The following is an 18,448-nucleotide window of genomic DNA, read 5'->3' on the forward strand; positions in this document are numbered from 1 at the left end:
CAGTCTCAGTTCCTTGACGCGTTGAACTGCCGCACCAGCTTCTCGTGTTCCGCGAGCGTCTTCGTGAACTTGCTGGTCTTGCCGTCCAACGAGATGAAGTAGTACCAGCCGTCGTGCGTCGGGTTGAGCGCGCCCTTGAGCGCCAGTTCACCGGGGTTGTCGATGGGACCGGGGGGCAGCCCCTTGACGAAGTACGTGTTGTACGGGTTGTCGTACTTCCGCAGCTCGGCGATGCTCAGGTCGATCTTGCTCTGGTTCTTCACGTAGTTGTACGTGGAGTCGAACTCGAGCGAGCCGTAGGTCTCGGGGTTCCCCGGCTTGAGGCGGTTGTAGACGACCTCGGCCATCTTTCGGAAATCGTCGTGGCTGGTGCCCTCGGCCTGCGCCAGGCTCGCCGCGGTCAGCAGCTGCCACGGGCCCTCCATCCCGAGGCTCTCCGCCTTCTTCTCGAGACCGAGTTCCTCGTACTTGTCGTTGGCCCGGGAGACCATGTCCTTCAGGACGGCCGCGGGCTTCTGGCCCTTGCTGACCGCGTAGCTGGAGGGGTAGAGGAATCCTTCCAGCGGATCCTTCAGGTTCTTGTGGCCGAGGGCCCAGTCGGGCAGGCCGAGGGTCTTGTACTGCTTCTTCGCCACGCTCGCCGTGGTGCCCTTGGCCACCCCGAGGCGCGCGTCGATCAGCTCGTAGACCTTCGTGTCGCGGATGCCCTCGGGGAGGACGAGGTTGCTGCGGCTCTTGGGACTGAGCATCAGCTCGACCGCGCTCGCCGCCGACATGTGCTTCTGCAGGGTGTAGACGCCGTCCTGGATGTACTTGCCGTCGGGGTTCGACTGCTGCGCGGAGACGAACGCGTCGACGCTCTCGACGACGCCCTCCTCCTTCAGCTTCTGCCCGATGGCATAACCGCCCGCGTCCTTGGGGATGACGACGGTGACCTGGTCGCCGTTCCCGTCACCCGCGAAGTCGGGCGCCGGGCCGAAGCGGTTCTGGTAGTAGTGGTAGCCGACGTAGCCGGCCCCGCCCACGATGCCCGCGAAGATCACCGTCAGCACCAGGCAGGCGCACCCGCTGCGCCGCTTCTTCGGCTTCTTGCCGCCCCTGCGGTCGCCCCGGCCGCCCCGCGGGTCGTCCGGGTCGTCGCCGGCGTCCTCACCCTCGTCGTCCCCGCCGGCGAAGAAGGCGTGCTCGCCCTCGTCGGGCCCGGGGTCCCAGTCGGGCTTGGGCTCCGGTTCGGCGCGCCGCCTGCCGGGCGGTTCCGGGGGCGGATAGGCGTCCGGGGTGCCGTAGTGGTCGGGCTGGTCCCCGCCGTAGGAGGCGGCCTCCTGCTGCCCGTAGGGGTCCGCGGGATCGGCGTACTGGACGGGCACCGGGGCGCCCGAGGCCCAGCCTCCGTCGTCGTACGCCTGCTGCTGGCCCGCGTAGTACTGCTGGTCGTACTGCTGAGGATACTGCTGCTGCTGGAACTGCTGGGGGTACTGCTGCTGCGCCGGGTCGTACGGGACCTGCCCGCCTTCGGCCCACTCGCCGTACTGCGCCTGCGGCTGCTGCTGGGGATGCTGCTGGTGCTCCGGGTAGTGCTGCTGCGGACGGCCCTCGTAGGGGGACTGCCCGCCCGTCGGGGCCTGCTGTCCCTCCCATCCGCCGTCCCCGTACAACGGGTCCTCCGGATGCCACGGTTCGGAGCCCTGGCCCCGGCCATACTCAGTCATCGATCCCCTAGAGCCGCGAGGCGGCGGTCGCGCGACCTCGGGCCCGGCTTCCGGTCCGCCTCTTGCTGTGCGGCGGCTGTTCGAACACCGCCGCATCGCGCCGGACGTTACCGTATCGCGATCAGATGACCACTTCGACGCCCTCGCCGGGTGCTTTACCTGACACCCGTTCGGATTCCAGTGCCTGCTGCAGGATGATCACAGCGGCCGCCTGGTCGATGACCGACCGGCCCTTCTTCGCCTTCACCCCCGAGGCGCGCAGTCCCTGACTGGCCGTCACCGTGGTCATCCGCTCGTCCACGAGCCGCACCGGCACGGGGGCGATGCCCCTGGCGAGCTCCTGGACGAAGCCGCGAACCTTTACCGCGGCCGGGCCCTCGCCCCCCTTGAGGGAGCGCGGGAGCCCGACGACGACCTCGATCGGCTCGTACTCCTCGACGAGTTGCCGCAGCCGGCGGTGCGCGGCCGGGACGTCACGGCCCGGGACCGTCTCCACCGGGGTGGCGAGGATCCCGTCGGGGTCGCACGAGGCGACCCCGATGCGGGCGTCCCCGACGTCGATCGCGAGCCGCCGGCCGCGACGCATGACCTTGTCCTCCGCGGTCACTTGGCCGTCTCGGCGACGAGCCGCTCGACCGCGTCCACGGCCTCGCCGACGGCGGCCGGGTTCTGGCCGCCGCCCTGGGCGACGTCCGGCTTGCCGCCGCCACCGCCACCGAGCGTCCTGGCGGCCGCACGCACCAGTTCACCGGCCTTCAGGCCGCGCTCGCGGGCGGCCTCGTTGGTGGCGATGACCGTCAGCGGCTTGCCGTTGTTGACCGTGAACAGGGCGACCACGGCGGCCCGTCCGCCCTGGATGCGCCCGCGGACGTCCATGACCAGCTTGCGCAGGTCGTCGGGGTTCGTGCCGTCGGGGACCCGGCCGGTGACCACGGCGACCCCGTTGACGTCCTTGGCGGAGTCGGTGAGCCCGGCGGCGGCCTGGAGCACCTTCTCGGCGCGGAACTTCTCGATCTCCTTCTCGGCGTCCTTCAGCTTGCCGAGCATGTTGGAGATCTTCTCCGGGAGCTCCTCCGGACGGCCCTTGACCAGCTCCTGGAGCTGGGCGACGACCGTGTGCTCACGGGCGAGGAAGTGGTAGGCGTCGACACCCACCAGGGCCTCGATACGGCGCACCCCCGAGCCGATCGACGACTCGCCGAGCAGCTTCACCAGGCCGAGCTGGGCGGTGTTGTGCACGTGCGTGCCGCCGCACAGCTCCTTGGAGAAGTCGCCGATGGTGACGACCCGGACCCGCTCGCCGTACTTCTCGCCGAACTCGGCGATGGCACCCTGCTTCTTGGCCTCGTCGAGGCTCAGCACCTCGGCGCGTACGTCGAGGTCGCGGGCGAGCACCTCGTTGATCTTCTGCTCGACGTCGGTCATCACGGCCGTCGGGACGGCGGCGGGGGAACCGAAGTCGAAGCGGAAGCGGCCCGGCTGGTTCTCGGAGCCGGCCTGGGCGGCCGTCGGGCCGAGGGCGTCGCGCAGGGCCTGGTGGGTGAGGTGCGTGGCGGAGTGCGCGCGGGCGATGGCCGTACGGCGGCGGCCGTCGATCGAGGCGTGCGCCTTGGCCCCGACGGTCACCTCGCCGAACAGGACGACGCCCTTGTGGACGTACACGCCCGGCACCGGCTTCTGGGTGTCGCGGATCTCGATGACGGCACCGGAGTCGACCCGGATCCGGCCGGTGTCGCCGATCTGGCCGCCGCCCTCGGCGTAGAACGGGGTGCGGTCGAGGACGATCTCGACCTCGTCGCCCTCGGTGGCGGCCGGCGAGGAGGCACCGTCGACGAGGATGCCGACGACCGTCGACTCGGTCTCGGTGTCCGTGTAGCCGACGAAGTCTGTCTCGCCCGCCTTGTCGGCGATCTCACGGTAGGCGCCGGCGCCGGCGTGACCGGTCTTCTTGGCCTGGGCGTCGGCCTTCGCCCGCTCCCGCTGCTCCTTCATCAGGCGGCGGAAGCCGTCCTCGTCCACGGACAGGCCCTGTTCGGCGGCCATCTCCAGGGTGAGGTCGATGGGGAAGCCCCAGGTGTCGTGCAGCAGGAACGCCTTGTCGCCGGGCAGGACCGTGGCGCCGGCGGACTTCGTCTCGGACACGGCGGTGTCCAGGACGTTGGTGCCGGCGTTGAGGGTCTTGAGGAAGCGGGCCTCCTCGGCGAGGGCGACCGTCTCGATGCGCTCGCGGTCGGTGACGAGCTCCGGGTACTGCAGGCCCATCATCTCGATGACGACGTCGATCAGGTCCTTGACGACCGGGCCGGTGGCGCCGAGCAGGCGCATGTTGCGGATGGCGCGGCGCATGATGCGGCGCAGGACATAGCCGCGGCCCTCGTTGCCGGGGGTGACGCCGTCGCCGATGAGCATGACGGAGGTGCGCATGTGGTCGGTGACCACGCGCAGGGAGACGTCCGACTCGTGGGCCCGGCCGTACGCGACGCCGGTGAGGTCGGTGGCCTTCCTGATGACGGCCATCGAGGTGTCGATCTCGTACATGTTCTGCACGCCCTGCAGAATCATGGCGAGCCGCTCCAGGCCGAGACCCGTGTCGATGTTCTTGCTCGGCAGCTCACCGAGGATCTCGAAGTCCTCCTTGCCCCTGCCCTCGCCGCGCTCGTACTGCATGAAGACGAGGTTCCAGATCTCCACGTACCGCTCGTCGTTGACGGCGGGGCCGCCCTCGGCGCCGAACTCGGGGCCGCGGTCGTAGTTGATCTCGGAGCAGGGGCCGCACGGGCCGGGGACGCCCATGGACCAGTAGTTGTCCTTCTTGCCGAGACGCTGGATGCGCTCGGCCGGGACGCCGACGACGTCACGCCAGATGCGCTCGGCCTCGTCGTCCTCCAGGTAGACGGTGATCCAGAGCTTCTCCGGCTCCAGGCCGTAACCACCCTTGTCCTGGGGGCTGGTGAGCAGCTCCCAGGCGTGCTTGATGGCGCCTTCCTTGAAGTAGTCGCCGAAAGAGAAGTTGCCGCACATCTGGAAGAAGGTGCCGTGCCGCGTGGTCTTGCCGACCTCTTCGATGTCGGGCGTGCGCACGCACTTCTGCACGCTGGTGGCGCGCGCGAAGGGCGGCTTGACCTCACCGAGGAAGTACGGCTTGAAGGGCACCATGCCGGCCGGGACGAGAAGCAGAGTCGGGTCGTCCGCGATGAGCGACGCCGAAGGGACGACGGTGTGACCGCGCTCCTCGAAGAAGCTCAACCAGCGGCGACGAATCTCGGCCGACTCCATCAGTGGTCCTCATTCCGGTTGTACGGGTCCGTCGTCCGGTCACGGTCGACGAACCTCGGGTTGCTGCGGTTCTCGATGGCGGCGTACCGCCGGGGGGCGGGGAGTTCGGGGTCCGCGTGGATCCCCAGGGCCTCGCCGAGTTCGGCCTCCCGCTGGGCCATGCCCGCGCGGACGTCCAGGGCGAACCCCACGGCGCTGTCCCTGAGCCGCTGGCCCGTCTCGATCGCCTTGTTCGCGGCCTGCGCGGCAAGGTTCTCGGGGGTCAGCTGCCTGAGCTTTCGGTTGACCTTGGTGGTGGCCCAGACACCGGCGGCCACGCCCGTGCCGAACCAGAACGTACGGCGGAACATCGCTCGCTCAGGCCTTCTTTCCCCGGTTGTTCCGCTTCTCCCGCCGCGCGCCCGGGACGGTGCGTCCCACGATCACGGTACGCCGGGGCGCCTTGGCGGGCGCGTCCTCCCGGCGGCCGCCCAGGGCCCGGCGCACGCCGTAGCCGAAGGCCGCGACCTTGACCAGGGGGCCGCCGAAGGTGGAGGCGACGGTGGTGGAGAGTGCGGAGGCGTTCGACGTGACCTCCTGGACGTCCGACGCGATGGCGTCGACCCGGTCGATCTGGGTCTGCGCCGAGCGCACCGCCAGGGAGGCGTCCGCCAGCAGCGGGACGGCCTGGTCGGTCACGTCCGCGACGAGCTTGGTGGTCGCCTTGAGCGTCTGGGCCAGCCTCACCAGCGCGACGGCGAGGAAGGAGACCAGGATCGCCCAGAACACGGCCACCAGGATCCCGGCAACCTCTCCACCGGACACTGTGTGCACCCGCTCCCTGAAACGTGCGGTCAACGTCGAACCTGAAAACAGTGTCATGAGCCTATCGCGCCGGGGCTGCCGCTCCGTACCGCATTGCCGCTCGCGCGCGGCCGGGTCGTCCGCCGCGCTTGTACGGACCGAACACGGCTCAGTACGCTCCGTGTTCCATGCGAGTCACTCAGCCCGGCGGCACCCCCGTGACCGGCAACCTGTCCCCGGAACTCACTGCGTTCGTGGGCCGCTCGGCCGAACTCGCCGCGCTGGAGCGGGCCCTGGGCACCGCGCGGCTGGTCACGGTCACGGGGCCCGGCGGTGTCGGCAAGTCGCGCCTGGCCGCGCACACGGCGGCGCGCTCCGCGGGAGGTGACGAGGTGTGGCGGGTGGAGCTGGCCCCGGTGCGCGACCCCGAGTTCGTCGACTACGCAGTCGTGGAGGCCCTGGGGCTGACGGACCACACCACGCGCGCGCCCCGCGAGACGCTCCTCGACCTGCTCGCCGGACGCCGTCTGCTGCTGGTCCTCGACGGGATCGAGCACCTGGTGGACGCCTGTGCCGCGCTCACGGCGGACCTGCTGCGGCGGCTGCCCGGCCTGCGGGTGCTCGCGGTGGGCCGCAGGCCGCTGGCCCTGGCCGGGGAGCGGGTCTTCCCGCTCGGCGCCCTCGCCGGGGACGAGGCCGCCGCGCTGTTCCTGGACCGGGCGGCACAGCACGGGGTACCGGTCGCGGACGACGCGGACGTACGGGAGCTGTGCCGGCGCCTGGACGGGATCCCGCTGGCGCTGGAACTGGCCGCCGGACGGCTGCGGGCCCTGTCCCCCGCCCAGCTGCTGGAACGGCTCGACGACCGGTTCCGGCTGCTGACCGGCGGCGGACGGGACGCCCTGCCACGCCACCACACCCTCCGTACGGCGATCGGCTGGAGCCACGAGCTGTGCACGCCCCGGGAGCGGCTGCTGTGGGCGCGGCTCACGGTGTTCGCCGGGCGGTTCGACCTGGAGGCGGCGGAGTACGTGTGCAGCGGCGGCGGCCTCGACGCCGACGACGTCCTCGACGTCCTCTCGGAACTGCTGGCCCAGTCCGTCCTCACCCGCGAGGAGACCGCGACGGGCGTGCGCTACCGGATGCTGGAGGTCGTACGAGCGTACGGCGCCGACTGGCTGGAGGCCACCGGGGACGCTGCCCGGCTGCGACGCCGGCACCGCGACTGGTACGTGGGCCTGGCCACCTGGTGCGAGCTGGAGTGGTTCTCCCCGCGCCAGCACGAGGTCGCCGTGCGCGTGGAGGCCGAACTGCCCAACCTGCGCTGCGCCCTGGAGCGCTGCCTGGCCGAGCCCGACGGGGCGCCGCTCGGCCAGTACCTGGCGGGCTCGCTGTGGTTCTACTGGGCGGGCTGCGGCCGGCTCTCCGAGGGGCGGCACTGGCTGGATCAGGCCGTGCGCGAGGACTCCGGCAACGAGCAGTCCCGCCTGAAGGCGCTGTGGGTGCTCGGTTACGTCGCGATCCTCCAGGGCGACAAGGTGCCGGCGCTGGCCGCGCTCCAGGAGTGCCGGCAGGAGGCGGAGCGGGTGGCGAGCCCCACCGCGGTCGCCTACGCCGAGCACCGGGCCGGCTGCCTCGCCCTGGTCACGGACGACATGGCGCGCGCGGAGACGCTGCTGCGCTCGGCCCTGGAGCGCTACCAGGAGATCGGCGAGCTCAACAGCAACGTGCTGATGGGTCAGGTGGAGCTGGCGATGGCCCGGGCCTTCCAGGGCGATCTGCCGGGCGCGGTGCGGCTGTCGGAGGACGTCCGCCGGGTCTGCGAGGACCACGGCGAGCGCTGGGCCCGGACGTACGCGCTGTACGTGCTGGCGTACGCCGCCTGGAGCGAGGGCGACCAGGGGCGCGCCCGCGACCTGCTCACCGACTGTCTGAGCGGCGCGCACGCCTTCCGCGACCTGCTCGGGTCGGTGCTGGCCATCGAACTGCTGGCCCTGGTCACGGCGGTCGAGGGGGACGCGGCCGAGGCCGCGGTGCTGCAGGGCGCGGCCTCCGCGATGTGGCCCTCGGTGGGGCTGCCGCTGTTCGGCTCGGCGTACTACAACGCCCCGCACGAGCTGTGCGAGACGACGGCCCGGCGGGGCCTGGGCGACGAGCGGTACGAGCAGTGCGTACGGCTCGGCGCTGGGCTCGGCCGGGAGACGGCGGTGCGCCGGGCGCTGAGCGGGGCGCCGCCCGCGTCGATGGACGCGGTGCCGGCGCCGCGCGGGCCGGTGCGGCACACGGCCGCGGCCCCTGACACGCGCGAGCCCGCCGCCTCGCCCACCCGGAAGGGCGGGGAGACGGCGGGCTGATGTGCGGTGGTGCCGCGCCCCGGTGTCAGCGGGCGTAGTACTCGACGACGAGCTGCTCGTCGCAGATCACCGGGATCTCCTTGCGGTTCGGCTCGCGGTCCAGGCGGAAGGCCAGGGCGCGGAGGTTCACCTGGAGGTAGCGCGGGGTCTCGCCGTCGGGGGCGAAGCCGCCCTCACGGGCGATGGAGAAGAGGGTCTTCTCGCGGCTGCGCTCGCGGACCATCACGACGTCGTCGGGACGGACACGGAACGACGGCTTGTCGACCTTGCCACCGTTGACCTCGATGTGGCCGTGGACGACCATCTGGCGGGCCTGGTAGATCGTGCGGGCGATGCCCGAACGCAGGACCAGCGCGTCGAGACGGCGCTCGAGCTCGATGACCAGGGCCTCACCGGTCTTGCCCTGGGTCTTGGCGGCACGCTCGTAGGCGCGGACGAGCTGACGCTCGGACACGTCGTACTGCGCGCGCAGACGCTGCTTCTCCAGCAGACGGACCTTGTAGTCCGAGTTCTGCTTGCGGCCGCGGCCGTGCTCGCCCGGCGGGTAGGGGCGGGCCTCGAAGTACTTGACGGCCTTCGGGGTCAGCGCGATGCCGAGGGCACGCGACTTCTTGACCTTGGGACGGGGCTGATTAGCCACTGTGTCTGTCTCTTTCGTGGATGTCGGCTCACCAGAGTTAAGGGAGGTCGCATCCGCAGCCCGGGAGACCCGCTTCGTCCTCGCGGACGGGGCAGGCAGCCGCTCCCTGGTCTGGGCACAACGTGCAGCACACGAGTGGCCCACCGACCGTCCCGGGGACCGGGTGGTGGTGGGCTGCCCGCGACACCTTCGACGGTGCGCGACGCTCCTGGAATCCCTCCGTGGTGGCAGGGGTTCCGGCTGCATGTCCCGTTCTGGTGATGCCGACCGGAGCCGGACACGGGACGCAGCGCTTCGGGTCATCTTACAGGGTGGTCAGGACCGCCCCCGACCGAGGTGTTTCCTGGTCCACTCGACCGCGTCCGCGTACCGGGCCTCGGCGCCGTGCCGGGTCGGCGCGTAGTACTCGCGGTCCTTGAGTTCCTCCGGGGCGTACTGCTGAGAGGCGATGCCCTCGGGCAGGTCGTGCGGATACACGTACCCCTGGGCGTGCCCCAGTTTGGCCGCGCCCTTGTAGTGGCCGTCCCGCAGGTGCGGGGGCACCGGACCCGCCATCCCCTTGCGCACGTCCTCCATGGCGGCGCCGATCGCCATGGTCGCGGCGTTGGACTTGGGGGCCAGGGCGAGGGCGATGGTGGCGTGGCTGAGGGTGAGCGCGGCCTCGGGGAAGCCGATCATGGCGACGGCCTGGGCGGCGGCGACCGCGATCGGCAGGGCGTTCGGGTCGGCGAGGCCGATGTCCTCGCTGGCGGAGATCATCAGGCGGCGGGCGATGAAGCGGGGGTCCTCGCCGGCCTCGATCATCCGGGCCAGGTAGTGCAGCGCCGCGTCGACGTCGGAGCCGCGGATGGACTTGATCAGGGCGCTGGCCACGTCGTAGTGCTGGTCGCCGTCGCGGTCGTACTTCACGGCCGCGCGGTCGACGGTCTCCTCCAGGGTCTGGAGGCCGATCTCCGTCTCGCCCTTGTCGAGGGCGGCCCCGGCGGCGGCCTCCAGCGCGGTCAGCGCCCGGCGGGCGTCCCCGCCGGCGATCCGCAGCAGGTGCTCCTCGGTGTCCGAGGGGAGGGCGACGGCGCCCTTCAGGCCGCGCTCGCCGGTCACGGCGCGCCGCAGGAGTGCGCGCAGGTCGTCATCGGTGAGGGGTTCGAGGGTCAGCAGCAGGGAGCGGGACAGCAGGGGGGAGATCACCGAGAAGTACGGGTTCTCGGTGGTCGCCGCGATCAGGGTCACCCAGCGGTTCTCGACGGCGGGGAGCAGGGAGTCCTGCTGGGCCTTGCTGAAGCGGTGGATCTCGTCCAGGAAGAGGACGGTCTCCTTGCCGAACCCGCCGGTGGCGCGGCGGGCGCCGTCGATGACCGCGCGGACCTCCTTGACGCCGGCGGTGATCGCCGAGAGCTCCACGAAGCGCTTGTCGGTGGCCTTGGAGACGACGTACGCCAGGGTGGTCTTGCCGGTGCCGGGCGGACCCCAGAGGATCACCGAGGACGGTCCCGCCGGGCCGCCCGCGCCCTCGCCGACCAGTCTGCGCAGGGGCGAGCCGGGCTTGAGCAGGTGTTGCTGGCCCACCACCTCGTCGAGGGTGCGCGGGCGCATCCGGACCGCCAGGGGACTGCCGGACGGGTCCTTCTCCTGGCGTTCTTCTGCTGCGGCGGTGAACAGGTCGGGCTCCACGTGAAAACCCTATGTCACCCCACTGACAATCCGGCCGGGGCGGTCACCGGCCCCGGGACCGGAGCCGTCAGCTGGTCCAGAAGTCCCACCAGCGGGTCATGATCAGCATGCCGATGATGCCGATGTGCAGGACCGGCAGCACCCAGGTGAACTCGCCGAAGAACCCCTTGAGCCAGCGGGGGGCGGGCAGGAAGGAGTGGCGGACGTTGAACGACGTCGTGTACCAGAACATGGTGATCGTGGCGACCCAGGCGAGGGAGCACCACAGGCACAGCGCGTTGATCCGGTACAGCGACTGGAACTGGAGCCAGGTGCAGAAGGCGACACCGAAGAGGGTGCCGGCGTTGAAGGTGAGCCAGTACCAGCGCGGGAAGCGGGCGCGGGCCAGCAGGCTCATGCCGACGCAGATCACGATGCCGTAGGCGACCAGGCCGAGCATCGGGTTGGGGAAGCCGAAGGCGGCGGCCTGCTTGCTCTCCATGACGGAGCCGCAGGAGACGACGGGGTTGAGGCTGCAGCCGGGCGTGAACGTCTTGCCCGCGGCCTTGGCCTCCAGCAGCTTGAACTTGTCGATCGTGATGACCCAGGCGGCGAGCAGTCCGGCCGCGCCGGTGATGATCAGCAGCAGGCCGAACGCACGACTGCCGCCGACCGTGCGCGGCTCGGCGGCGGCGCTCTCCGGCTCGGGGTCGGTGGAGACGTCCTTGACTGTCGTCTTGCTCATCACGCCGATTCCATCGCTTGGGGGTGGGGACTTCTTCGGGCGGGGCCATTGTGCCGCACGCCGCGTATGCCCAACGTTCGGTGGACGCAAGAAGGTACGCGCGCCGGCACGGGAATGTTCGGATCCGGACAGGCGCCAGCGAGGACCGGCCGACCCCCGCCCCGCCCCCGCCCGGGTCACGCGGCACCCCCCGAACGCACGGTGGCGGGTGCCGGGCACCGCCCCGCACCCGCCACCGCCCCGCGCGCTCAGCCCAGCCTGGACTCCAGCTCGGCCACGATCTCGTTCACACCGATCGCCGTCTGCTCGCCGGACTCCATGTCCTTGAGCTGGACGAGGCCCTCGGCCAGGTCGCGTTCGCCGGCGACGACCGTGTAGCGGGCGCCGCTGCGGTTGGCGTTCTTCATCGCGCCCTTGAGTCCCTTGTCGCCGTAGGCGAAGTCGGCCGCGATGCCCACCTTGCGCAGCTCGGTGACCTTCGCGAACAGGATGCGCCGGGCCTCCTCACCGAGCGGCACCGCGAACACGCTGGTGGCGGAGGGGAGTTCGAGCTCCACGCCCTCGGCCTCCAGTGCGAGGACCGTCCGGTCGACGCCCAGGGCCCAGCCCACCGAGGGCAGCGCGGGGCCGCCGATCATCTCGGACAGCCCGTCGTAGCGGCCGCCGCCGCCCACCGCGGACTGGGAACCCAGACCGTCGTGGACGAACTCGAAGGTCGTACGCGTGTAGTAGTCCAGGCCGCGCACCAGCCGGGGGTCGTCCTCGAAGGCGACGCCCGCGGCCGTGACCAGGTCGCGGACCTCCTCGTGGTACGCCTTGCAGGCGTCGCAGAGGTAGTCGCGCAGCAGCGGGGCGTCCGCCAACTGCTCCTGGACGTCGGGGCGTTTGTCGTCCAGGACGCGGAGCGGGTTGAGGTCCGCACGGCGCAGCGTGTCCTCGTCCAGGTCCAGGGTGTGCAGGAAGTCCTGGAGGGCCGCGCGGTAGACCGGACGGCACTCCTTGTCACCCAGACTGTTGAGCAGGACGCGGAACTGCCGCAGGCCCAGCGTGCGGTACGCCTGGTCGGCCAGGATGATCAACTCGGCGTCCAGGGCAGGGTCCTCGGCACCGATGGCCTCGGCACCGACCTGCGAGAAGTGGCGGTAACGGCCCTTCTGCGGGCGCTCGTAGCGGTAGTACGAGCCCGAGTACCAGAGCTTGACCGGGAGGTTGCCCGCCTTGTGCAGGTTGGCCTCCAGGGCGGCGCGCAGCACGGAGGCGGTGCCCTCGGGACGCAGGGCGAGCTGGTCGCCGCCCTTGGTCTCGAAGGCGTACATCTCCTTCGTCACGATGTCGGTCGACTCGCCGACACCGCGCGCGAAGAGCTCCACGCTCTCAAAACCGGGTGTCTCGATGTAGCCGTAGCCCGAGGTGCGCAGGGGTGCGGCGATGGCCTCGCGGACCGCCAGGAACTTCGCGGAGTCGGGCGGGATGAGGTCGTAGGTGCCCTTGGGGGCCTTGAAGGTGCTCACGGAAGGTCTCGTCACATTCCTCGTCGGGGAGCCGGCGAAGCTCCCTGGCCGGAGGCCACCTGCCGCAGATACGGGTTGGTGGCGCGCTCCTGGCCGATGGTCGTCTGGGGGCCGTGGCCCGACAGCACCACGGTCGAGTCGTCGAGCGGCAGGCACACGCGGGCCAGCGAGTCGAGCATCTCGGCCATGTCACCGCCGGGCAGGTCGGTGCGTCCGACGGAGCCGGCGAAGAGCAGGTCGCCCGAGAAGAAGACCGGCGGGATCTCCGCCGTCTCGGGCATCCCGAAGGTCACCGACCCCCTGGTATGGCCGGGGGCGTGCGCGACGGACAGCTCCAGACCGGCCAGTTCCAGCCTCGCGCCGTCGGTCAGCTCCCTGACGTCGTCCGGCTCCCCCACGGTCAGCTCGCCCATCAGCGGCATCCCGATGGAACGCCCGAGGGCCTTCTCCGGGTCGGCCATCATGTACCGGTCCTCGGGGTGGATCCAGGCCGGTACGTCGTGCGCGCCGCACACCGGGACGACCGAGGCCACGTGGTCGATGTGGCCGTGGGTGAGGACGACGGCGACGGGCTTAAGCCGATGCTTTCTCAGCGCCTCGTCGACTCCCTGGGCGGCCTGGTGGCCGGGGTCGATGATCACGCACTCCTCACCGGCGGCGGGGGCGACGAGATAACAGTTCGTCCCCCAGGCCCCGGCGGGGAACCCGGCAATGAGCACGATCGTCCCTCGTTGTGTCGATACGGGTGGCTTGCGAATGGCTGCGCCTGTGGTCAGAGCCTACCGGCGCTGCCGATTCCTCAGCGAACCCATATACGGTACGGGGCACACGCAGGCGGTCGGCTCACAAGACGCACGCGTCCCAGCAGGCGTACGAGACGCATGAGGAGAGAACCCGGTGGTCACCCAGGAACAGCGGAAGCGGCAGCTCGCCCGGGAGAAGTTCTTGCGGCAGCAGCAGCGGCGCACCTCAGCGCGCCGCAGGGCGCGCATGCGCAACTCGGTGATCGCGTCGGTGCTCGGCGTGATCGTGATCGGCAGCGTGGCGCTCTACACGACCGGCGTCCTCAAGGACGACGACAAGAAAGCCAGTGCGAGCGCCGAGACCTCCCCGAGCGCCAAGGCCCCCAGCAAGGCGCCGGACCCGTGCGAGAAGGCCGCGCCCGGCTCGGTGAAGAAGCTGACCTGGAAGAAGGAACCGGCCCTCACCGTAGACAAGTCGGCGAAGTACACGATGAAGCTCGCCACCACGTGCGGTGAGATAGACGTCGCGCTGAAGGCGGCGGCGGCCCCGCACACCGTGAACTCCTTCGACTTCCTCGCCGGCAAGGGCTACTTCGACCACACCAAGTGCCACCGGCTCACCACCAACGGCATCTACGTGCTGCAGTGCGGTGACCCGACGGGCTCCGGCAGCGGCGGCCCCGGCTACACGATCCCGGACGAGAACCTGAAGGACAAGAGCCTCAAGAGCAACGTCTACCCGGCCGGCACGATCGCGATGGCGAACACCGGTCAGGCGCACACCGGAGGGAGCCAGTTCTTCCTCGTCTACCAGGACAGCCAGCTGCCGCCCAGCTACACCCCGTTCGGCACGGTTTCGGCGTCCGGGATGAAGGTGCTGAAGAAGATCGCCGCCGCCGGGGAGAGCACCGGAGGGGGCGACGGAGCACCCAACGCGACGGTCGTGATCAACAAGGCCACCGTCACGAAATCCTGACCCCCAACTGCGTAATTTCGGTCGCGCGGGATGCGGACAGGCAACCCGCCGGTCGCCTATGTTGGCCGTGACGAAACTGTGGACGATGCCCGGGGGACCACAAGTCCTCCGGCATCATGTGGAGGAGGCGCTGTGAGCAGCGACCCGTGGGGCCGCGTCGACGAGACGGGGACCGTGTACGTGCGTACGGCCGACGGCGAGCAGGTCGTCGGTTCCTGGCAGGCCGGCTCCCCTGAGGAGGCGCTGGCCTACTTCGAGCGCAAGTACGAGGGCCTGGTGGTCGAGATCGGCCTCCTCGAGAAGCGTGTGAAGACCACCGACCTGTCGGCGAAGGACGCCCAGACCGCCATCGATCACATCCGCGAGCAGGTGGACGCCCACCACGCGGTCGGTGACCTGGCCGCCCTGCGGACCCGGCTGGACAAGCTCGTCGAGACCGTCGCGGCCCGCCGCGAGGAGCGCAAGCACCAGCGCGCCAAGCAGTCCGACGAGGCCCGGCACGCCAAGGAGGCGCTGGTCGCCGAGGCGGAGGAGCTGGCCCAGTCCGACCAGTGGCGGGCGGCCGGTGAGCGGCTGCGTTCCCTGGTGGACACCTGGAAGGGGCTGCCGCGGCTCGACCGCAAGTCGGACGACGAGCTGTGGCACCGCTTCTCGCACGCGCGCTCGGCGTTCTCCAAGCGCCGCAAGGCGCACTTCGCGTCGCTGGACGCGCAGCGCGAGGACGCCCGCCGGACCAAGGAGCGGCTGGTCGCCGAGGCGGAGGGGCTGTCCGCCTCCACCGACTGGGGGCCGACGGCCGCGCGCTACCGCGAGCTGATGGCGGAGTGGAAGGCCGCGGGCCGCGCCCAGCGCGAGCACGAGGACGACCTGTGGAACCGCTTCCGCGGCGCCCAGGACGTCTTCTTCGCCGCCCGCAGCTCGGTCTTCGCCGAGCGGGACGCCGAGCAGTCCGAGAACCTGAAGCTCAAGGAGGAGCTCGCCGAGGAGGCCGAGAAGCTCCTGCCGGTCTCGGACCTGAAGGCGGCCCGTGCCGCGTTCCGCACGCTCAACGAGCGCTGGGAGGCCATCGGTCACGTGCCGCGTGACGCGCGGCCCAAGGTCGAGGCGCGGATGCACACCGTGGAGCGGGCCATCCAGGAGTCCGAGGAGGCCGAGTGGAGCCGGACGAACCCGGAGGCACGCGCGCGTGCCGCGGGTCTCACCGGCCAGCTGCAGGCCGCCGTGGACAAGCTCCGGGGCCAGATCGAGCAGGCGCGCGCCCAGGGCAACTCCTCCCGGGCCGACAAGCTGGAGCGCGAGCTGGAGGGCCGTCAGGCGCTTCTGGACCAGGCGCTCAAGGGCCTGCACGAGTTCGGCGGCTGAGCGGCCCGCCACCCGCACGGCACGAGGGCCCCGCGACTCCTTCCCGAGTCGCGGGGCCCTCGTCCGTCGTACGGCGGGCCGCTCAGCGCTGCTGCCGGGCCGAGGTCACCCGGTAGACGTCGTAGACGCCCTCGACGCCCCTGACCGCCTTCAGGACGTGCCCCAGGTGCTTGGGGTCGCCCATCTCGAAGGTGAAGCGGGAGGTGGCGACGCGGTCGCGGGAGGTCTGGACGGCCGCGGAGAGGATGTTGACGTGCTGGTCGGACAGGACGCGGGTGACGTCCGACAGGAGCCGGGAGCGGTCCAGCGCCTCGACCTGGATGGCGACCAGGAAGACCGAGGACTGCGTCGGCGCCCACTCGACCTCGAGGATGCGCTCGGGCTCGCGGGACAGTGACTCCACGTTCACGCAGTCGCTGCGGTGAACCGAGACCCCGCTGCCCCGCGTGACGAAACCGATGATGGGGTCGCCGGGGACGGGCGTACAGCAGCGGGCCAGCTTGACCCAGACGTCGTCGACGCCCTTGACGACCACACCCGGGTCGTTGCTGCTGCGCCGCTTGCGGCCGCGGGCCGGCGGGACCGCCTCGTCGATCTCCTCGGTGGCCGCCTCCTCGCCGCCGAGTGCCTGCACGAGCTTCTGCACGACGCTCTGCGCGGCGACATGGCCCTCGCCGATCGCCGCGTACAGCGAGGAGATGTCGGGGTAGCGCATCTCGTGCGCGAGCGTGACCAGCGAGTCCCCGGTGAGGATGCGCTGGATCGGCAGGTTCTGCTTGCGCATCGCCCGCGCGATGGCGTCCTTGCCCTGCTCGATCGCCTCGTCGCGCCGCTCCTTGGAGAACCAGGCGCGGATCTTGTTGCGGGCGCGCGGCGACTTGACGAAGCCGAGCCAGTCGCGGGAGGGGCCCGCGCCGGCCGCCTTGGAGGTGAAGACCTCCACCAGGTCGCCGTTGTCGAGGGTGGACTCCAGCGGCACCAGGCGTCCGTTGACGCGTGCGCCTATCGTGCGGTGGCCGACCTCGGTGTGCACGGCGTACGAGAAGTCGACGGGGGTGGCGCCCGCCGGCAGCGCTATGACGTCACCCTTCGGTGTGAAGACGAAGACCTCGTTGCGCGAGAGGTCGAAGCGCAGGGACTCCAGGAACTCGCCGGGGTCCTCGGTCTCCTTCTGCCAGTCGAGGAGCTGGCGCAGCCACGCCATGTCGTTGAGGTGGTCGTCCTTGCCGGTGGTCCGGGGCGCGTCCGAGCGGACCTTGGAGGTGCCGGCGACGGCCTCCTGCTTGTACTTCCAGTGCGCGGCGATGCCGTACTCGGCGCGGCGGTGCATGTCGAACGTGCGGATCTGGAGTTCGACCGGCTTGCCGTTGGGTCCGATGACCGTCGTGTGCAGCGACTGGTACATGTTGAACTTGGGCATCGCGATGTAGTCCTTGAACCGGCCGGGGACCGGGTTCCAGCGCGCGTGCACCGTGCCGAGCGCCGCGTAGCAGTCGCGGACGGTGTCCACGAGGACGCGGATGCCCACCAGGTCGTAGATCTCCGCGAAGTCCCGGCCGCGGACGATCATCTTCTGGTAGACGCTGTAGTAGTGCTTCGGGCGGCCGGTGACCGTCGCCTTGATGCGGGCCGCGCGCAGGTCGGCCTGGACCTCGTCGGTCACTATGGCCAGGTACTCGTCGCGCTTGGGGGCACGCTCGGCGACCAGGCGGACGATCTCGTCGTACATCTTGGGGTAGAGGATCGCGAAGGCGAGGTCCTCCAGCTCCCACTTGATGGTGTTCATGCCCAGGCGGTGGGCCAGCGGCGCGTAGATCTCCAGGGTCTCGCGCGCCTTCTTCTCCTGCTTCTCGCGCTTGAGATACCGCATGGTGCGCATGTTGTGCAGGCGGTCGGCGAGCTTGATGACCAGGACGCGCGGGTCCTTGGCCATCGCCACGACCATCTTGCGCACGGTCTCGGCCTGCGCGGCCTCGCCGAACTTGACCTTGTCCAGCTTGGTGACGCCGTCGACGAGCAGCGCCACCGAGTCGCCGAAGTCGCGGCGGAGCTGGTCGAGGCCGTACTCGGTGTCCTCGACCGTGTCGTGCAGCAGGCCCGCCATGAGCGTGGCCGGATCCATGCCGAGCTCGGCGAGGATCGTGGTGACGGCGAGCGGGTGCGTGATGTACGGGTCGCCGCTCTTGCGCTTCTGGCCGCGGTGCCAGCGCTCGGCGACCTGGTAGGCGTTCTCGATCTGCCGCAGCGTCGAGGTCTCGATCTTCGGGTCGTTGCTGCGCACTATCCGCAGCAGCGGTTCCAGGACCGGGTTGTAGGGGTTGGAGCGCTGGACGCCCAGCCTGGCCAGCCGGGCGCGGACACGGTTGGAGGAGCCGGATCGGGCGGGCTGGCCCGCGGCCGGCCGGGCTGCCTGCGGGGCCGCGGGACGCTCGGCCGGGGCGGGCTTGGGGCGCGCCTGCTCGGCGGACTTCTCGACCGGCGCCGACTGGGCGTGCTCGACCGGCCCGCCGCTGTCGTTCTTCGCGTCCGTCGCGGGCGGCGCGGGCTTCGCCGCGGGGGCCGAGCCGGGCTCGGGCTTGGCGGCGGTGAGTGGCTGGGCCTCGTCTGCCAAGAGGACTCCTCGTGCGGATCCGGGTCCCCCGGTCAGGCTCCGGAGGTCCCATGGTAGCGATCCCGCGCCGCCGGATCGCCTTCAGGCC

14 protein-coding genes are annotated in these 18,448 nt (G+C 70.8%); 3 read left to right on the forward strand and 11 right to left on the reverse strand.

Annotated features, from left to right (window positions below; genetic code table 11):
• Window positions 1-5: 5 nt before the first annotated feature.
• From mltG to ABZT03_RS23445, 5 genes are all read right to left on the reverse strand, one after another.
• Window positions 6-1,709 carry an endolytic transglycosylase MltG gene (gene mltG, locus ABZT03_RS23425; protein ID WP_356042250.1) on the reverse strand — a complete coding sequence of 568 codons (1,704 nt, stop codon included), beginning with the start codon at window positions 1,707-1,709 and terminating at the stop codon, window positions 6-8.
• Window positions 1,710-1,830: 121 nt separating this feature from the next.
• Window positions 1,831-2,295, reverse strand: a complete 465-nt coding sequence (ruvX, locus tag ABZT03_RS23430) for a Holliday junction resolvase RuvX (RefSeq protein ID WP_356042252.1) — start codon at window positions 2,293-2,295, stop codon at window positions 1,831-1,833.
• Window positions 2,296-2,312: 17 nt separating this feature from the next.
• Window positions 2,313-4,985, reverse strand: coding sequence for an alanine--tRNA ligase (gene alaS / locus ABZT03_RS23435; protein WP_356042254.1), 2,673 nt, complete (start codon window positions 4,983-4,985; stop codon window positions 2,313-2,315).
• The gene (locus tag ABZT03_RS23440; protein WP_356042256.1) at window positions 4,985-5,335 is read right to left on the reverse strand and encodes a hypothetical protein; all 351 of its coding nucleotides are present in this window, start codon (window positions 5,333-5,335) and stop codon (window positions 4,985-4,987) included. Before ABZT03_RS23440 ends, alaS begins: the two co-directional genes overlap by 1 nt.
• Window positions 5,336-5,342: 7 nt before the next feature.
• Window positions 5,343-5,798 (reverse strand): DUF948 domain-containing protein, encoded by a 456-nt coding sequence (locus ABZT03_RS23445; protein WP_356042329.1) that lies wholly within the window; start codon window positions 5,796-5,798, stop codon window positions 5,343-5,345.
• A gap of 158 nt (window positions 5,799-5,956) precedes the next feature.
• Between ABZT03_RS23445 and ABZT03_RS23450 the strand changes: the two genes are divergently transcribed.
• Entirely contained in the window at window positions 5,957-8,122 is a 2,166-nt protein-coding gene (locus tag ABZT03_RS23450; RefSeq protein WP_356042258.1) for an AAA family ATPase, read from the forward strand.
• A 25-nt stretch (window positions 8,123-8,147) separates the two neighbouring features.
• On the opposite strand, the gene rpsD is transcribed toward ABZT03_RS23450, so the two are convergent.
• The 5 genes from rpsD to ABZT03_RS23475 form a co-directional block, all read right to left on the reverse strand.
• Complete coding sequence (gene rpsD, locus ABZT03_RS23455; RefSeq protein ID WP_356042260.1) at window positions 8,148-8,762, reverse strand: 30S ribosomal protein S4; 615 nt, start codon at window positions 8,760-8,762, stop codon at window positions 8,148-8,150.
• A 315-nt stretch (window positions 8,763-9,077) separates the two neighbouring features.
• Window positions 9,078-10,433, reverse strand: a complete 1,356-nt coding sequence (locus ABZT03_RS23460; RefSeq protein WP_356042262.1) for a replication-associated recombination protein A — start codon at window positions 10,431-10,433, stop codon at window positions 9,078-9,080.
• A gap of 67 nt (window positions 10,434-10,500) precedes the next feature.
• Window positions 10,501-11,157, reverse strand: a complete 657-nt coding sequence (locus ABZT03_RS23465) for a vitamin K epoxide reductase family protein (RefSeq protein ID WP_356042263.1) — start codon at window positions 11,155-11,157, stop codon at window positions 10,501-10,503.
• Window positions 11,158-11,405: 248 nt separating this feature from the next.
• Window positions 11,406-12,668 (reverse strand): histidine--tRNA ligase, encoded by a 1,263-nt coding sequence (gene hisS, locus ABZT03_RS23470; protein WP_356042265.1) that lies wholly within the window; start codon window positions 12,666-12,668, stop codon window positions 11,406-11,408.
• A gap of 11 nt (window positions 12,669-12,679) precedes the next feature.
• A complete protein-coding gene (locus ABZT03_RS23475) occupies window positions 12,680-13,387 on the reverse strand; it encodes an MBL fold metallo-hydrolase (RefSeq protein WP_356042267.1) in 708 nt (235 codons plus the stop codon).
• Between the two features lie 178 nt (window positions 13,388-13,565).
• On the opposite strand from ABZT03_RS23475, the gene ABZT03_RS23480 reads away from it, so the two are divergent.
• Window positions 13,566-14,387 (forward strand): peptidylprolyl isomerase, encoded by an 822-nt coding sequence (locus tag ABZT03_RS23480; RefSeq protein ID WP_356042268.1) that lies wholly within the window; start codon window positions 13,566-13,568, stop codon window positions 14,385-14,387.
• A gap of 132 nt (window positions 14,388-14,519) precedes the next feature.
• Window positions 14,520-15,749, forward strand: coding sequence for a DUF349 domain-containing protein (locus ABZT03_RS23485; protein ID WP_356042270.1), 1,230 nt, complete (start codon window positions 14,520-14,522; stop codon window positions 15,747-15,749).
• A gap of 82 nt (window positions 15,750-15,831) precedes the next feature.
• On the opposite strand, the gene ABZT03_RS23490 is transcribed toward ABZT03_RS23485, so the two are convergent.
• A complete protein-coding gene (locus ABZT03_RS23490) occupies window positions 15,832-18,360 on the reverse strand; it encodes a bifunctional (p)ppGpp synthetase/guanosine-3',5'-bis(diphosphate) 3'-pyrophosphohydrolase (RefSeq protein WP_356042272.1) in 2,529 nt (842 codons plus the stop codon).
• Window positions 18,361-18,448 lie beyond the last annotated feature (88 nt).

The organism is Streptomyces sp. NPDC005574, from assembly GCF_040605435.1.
Classification (GTDB): Bacteria; Actinomycetota; Actinomycetes; order Streptomycetales; family Streptomycetaceae; genus Streptomyces.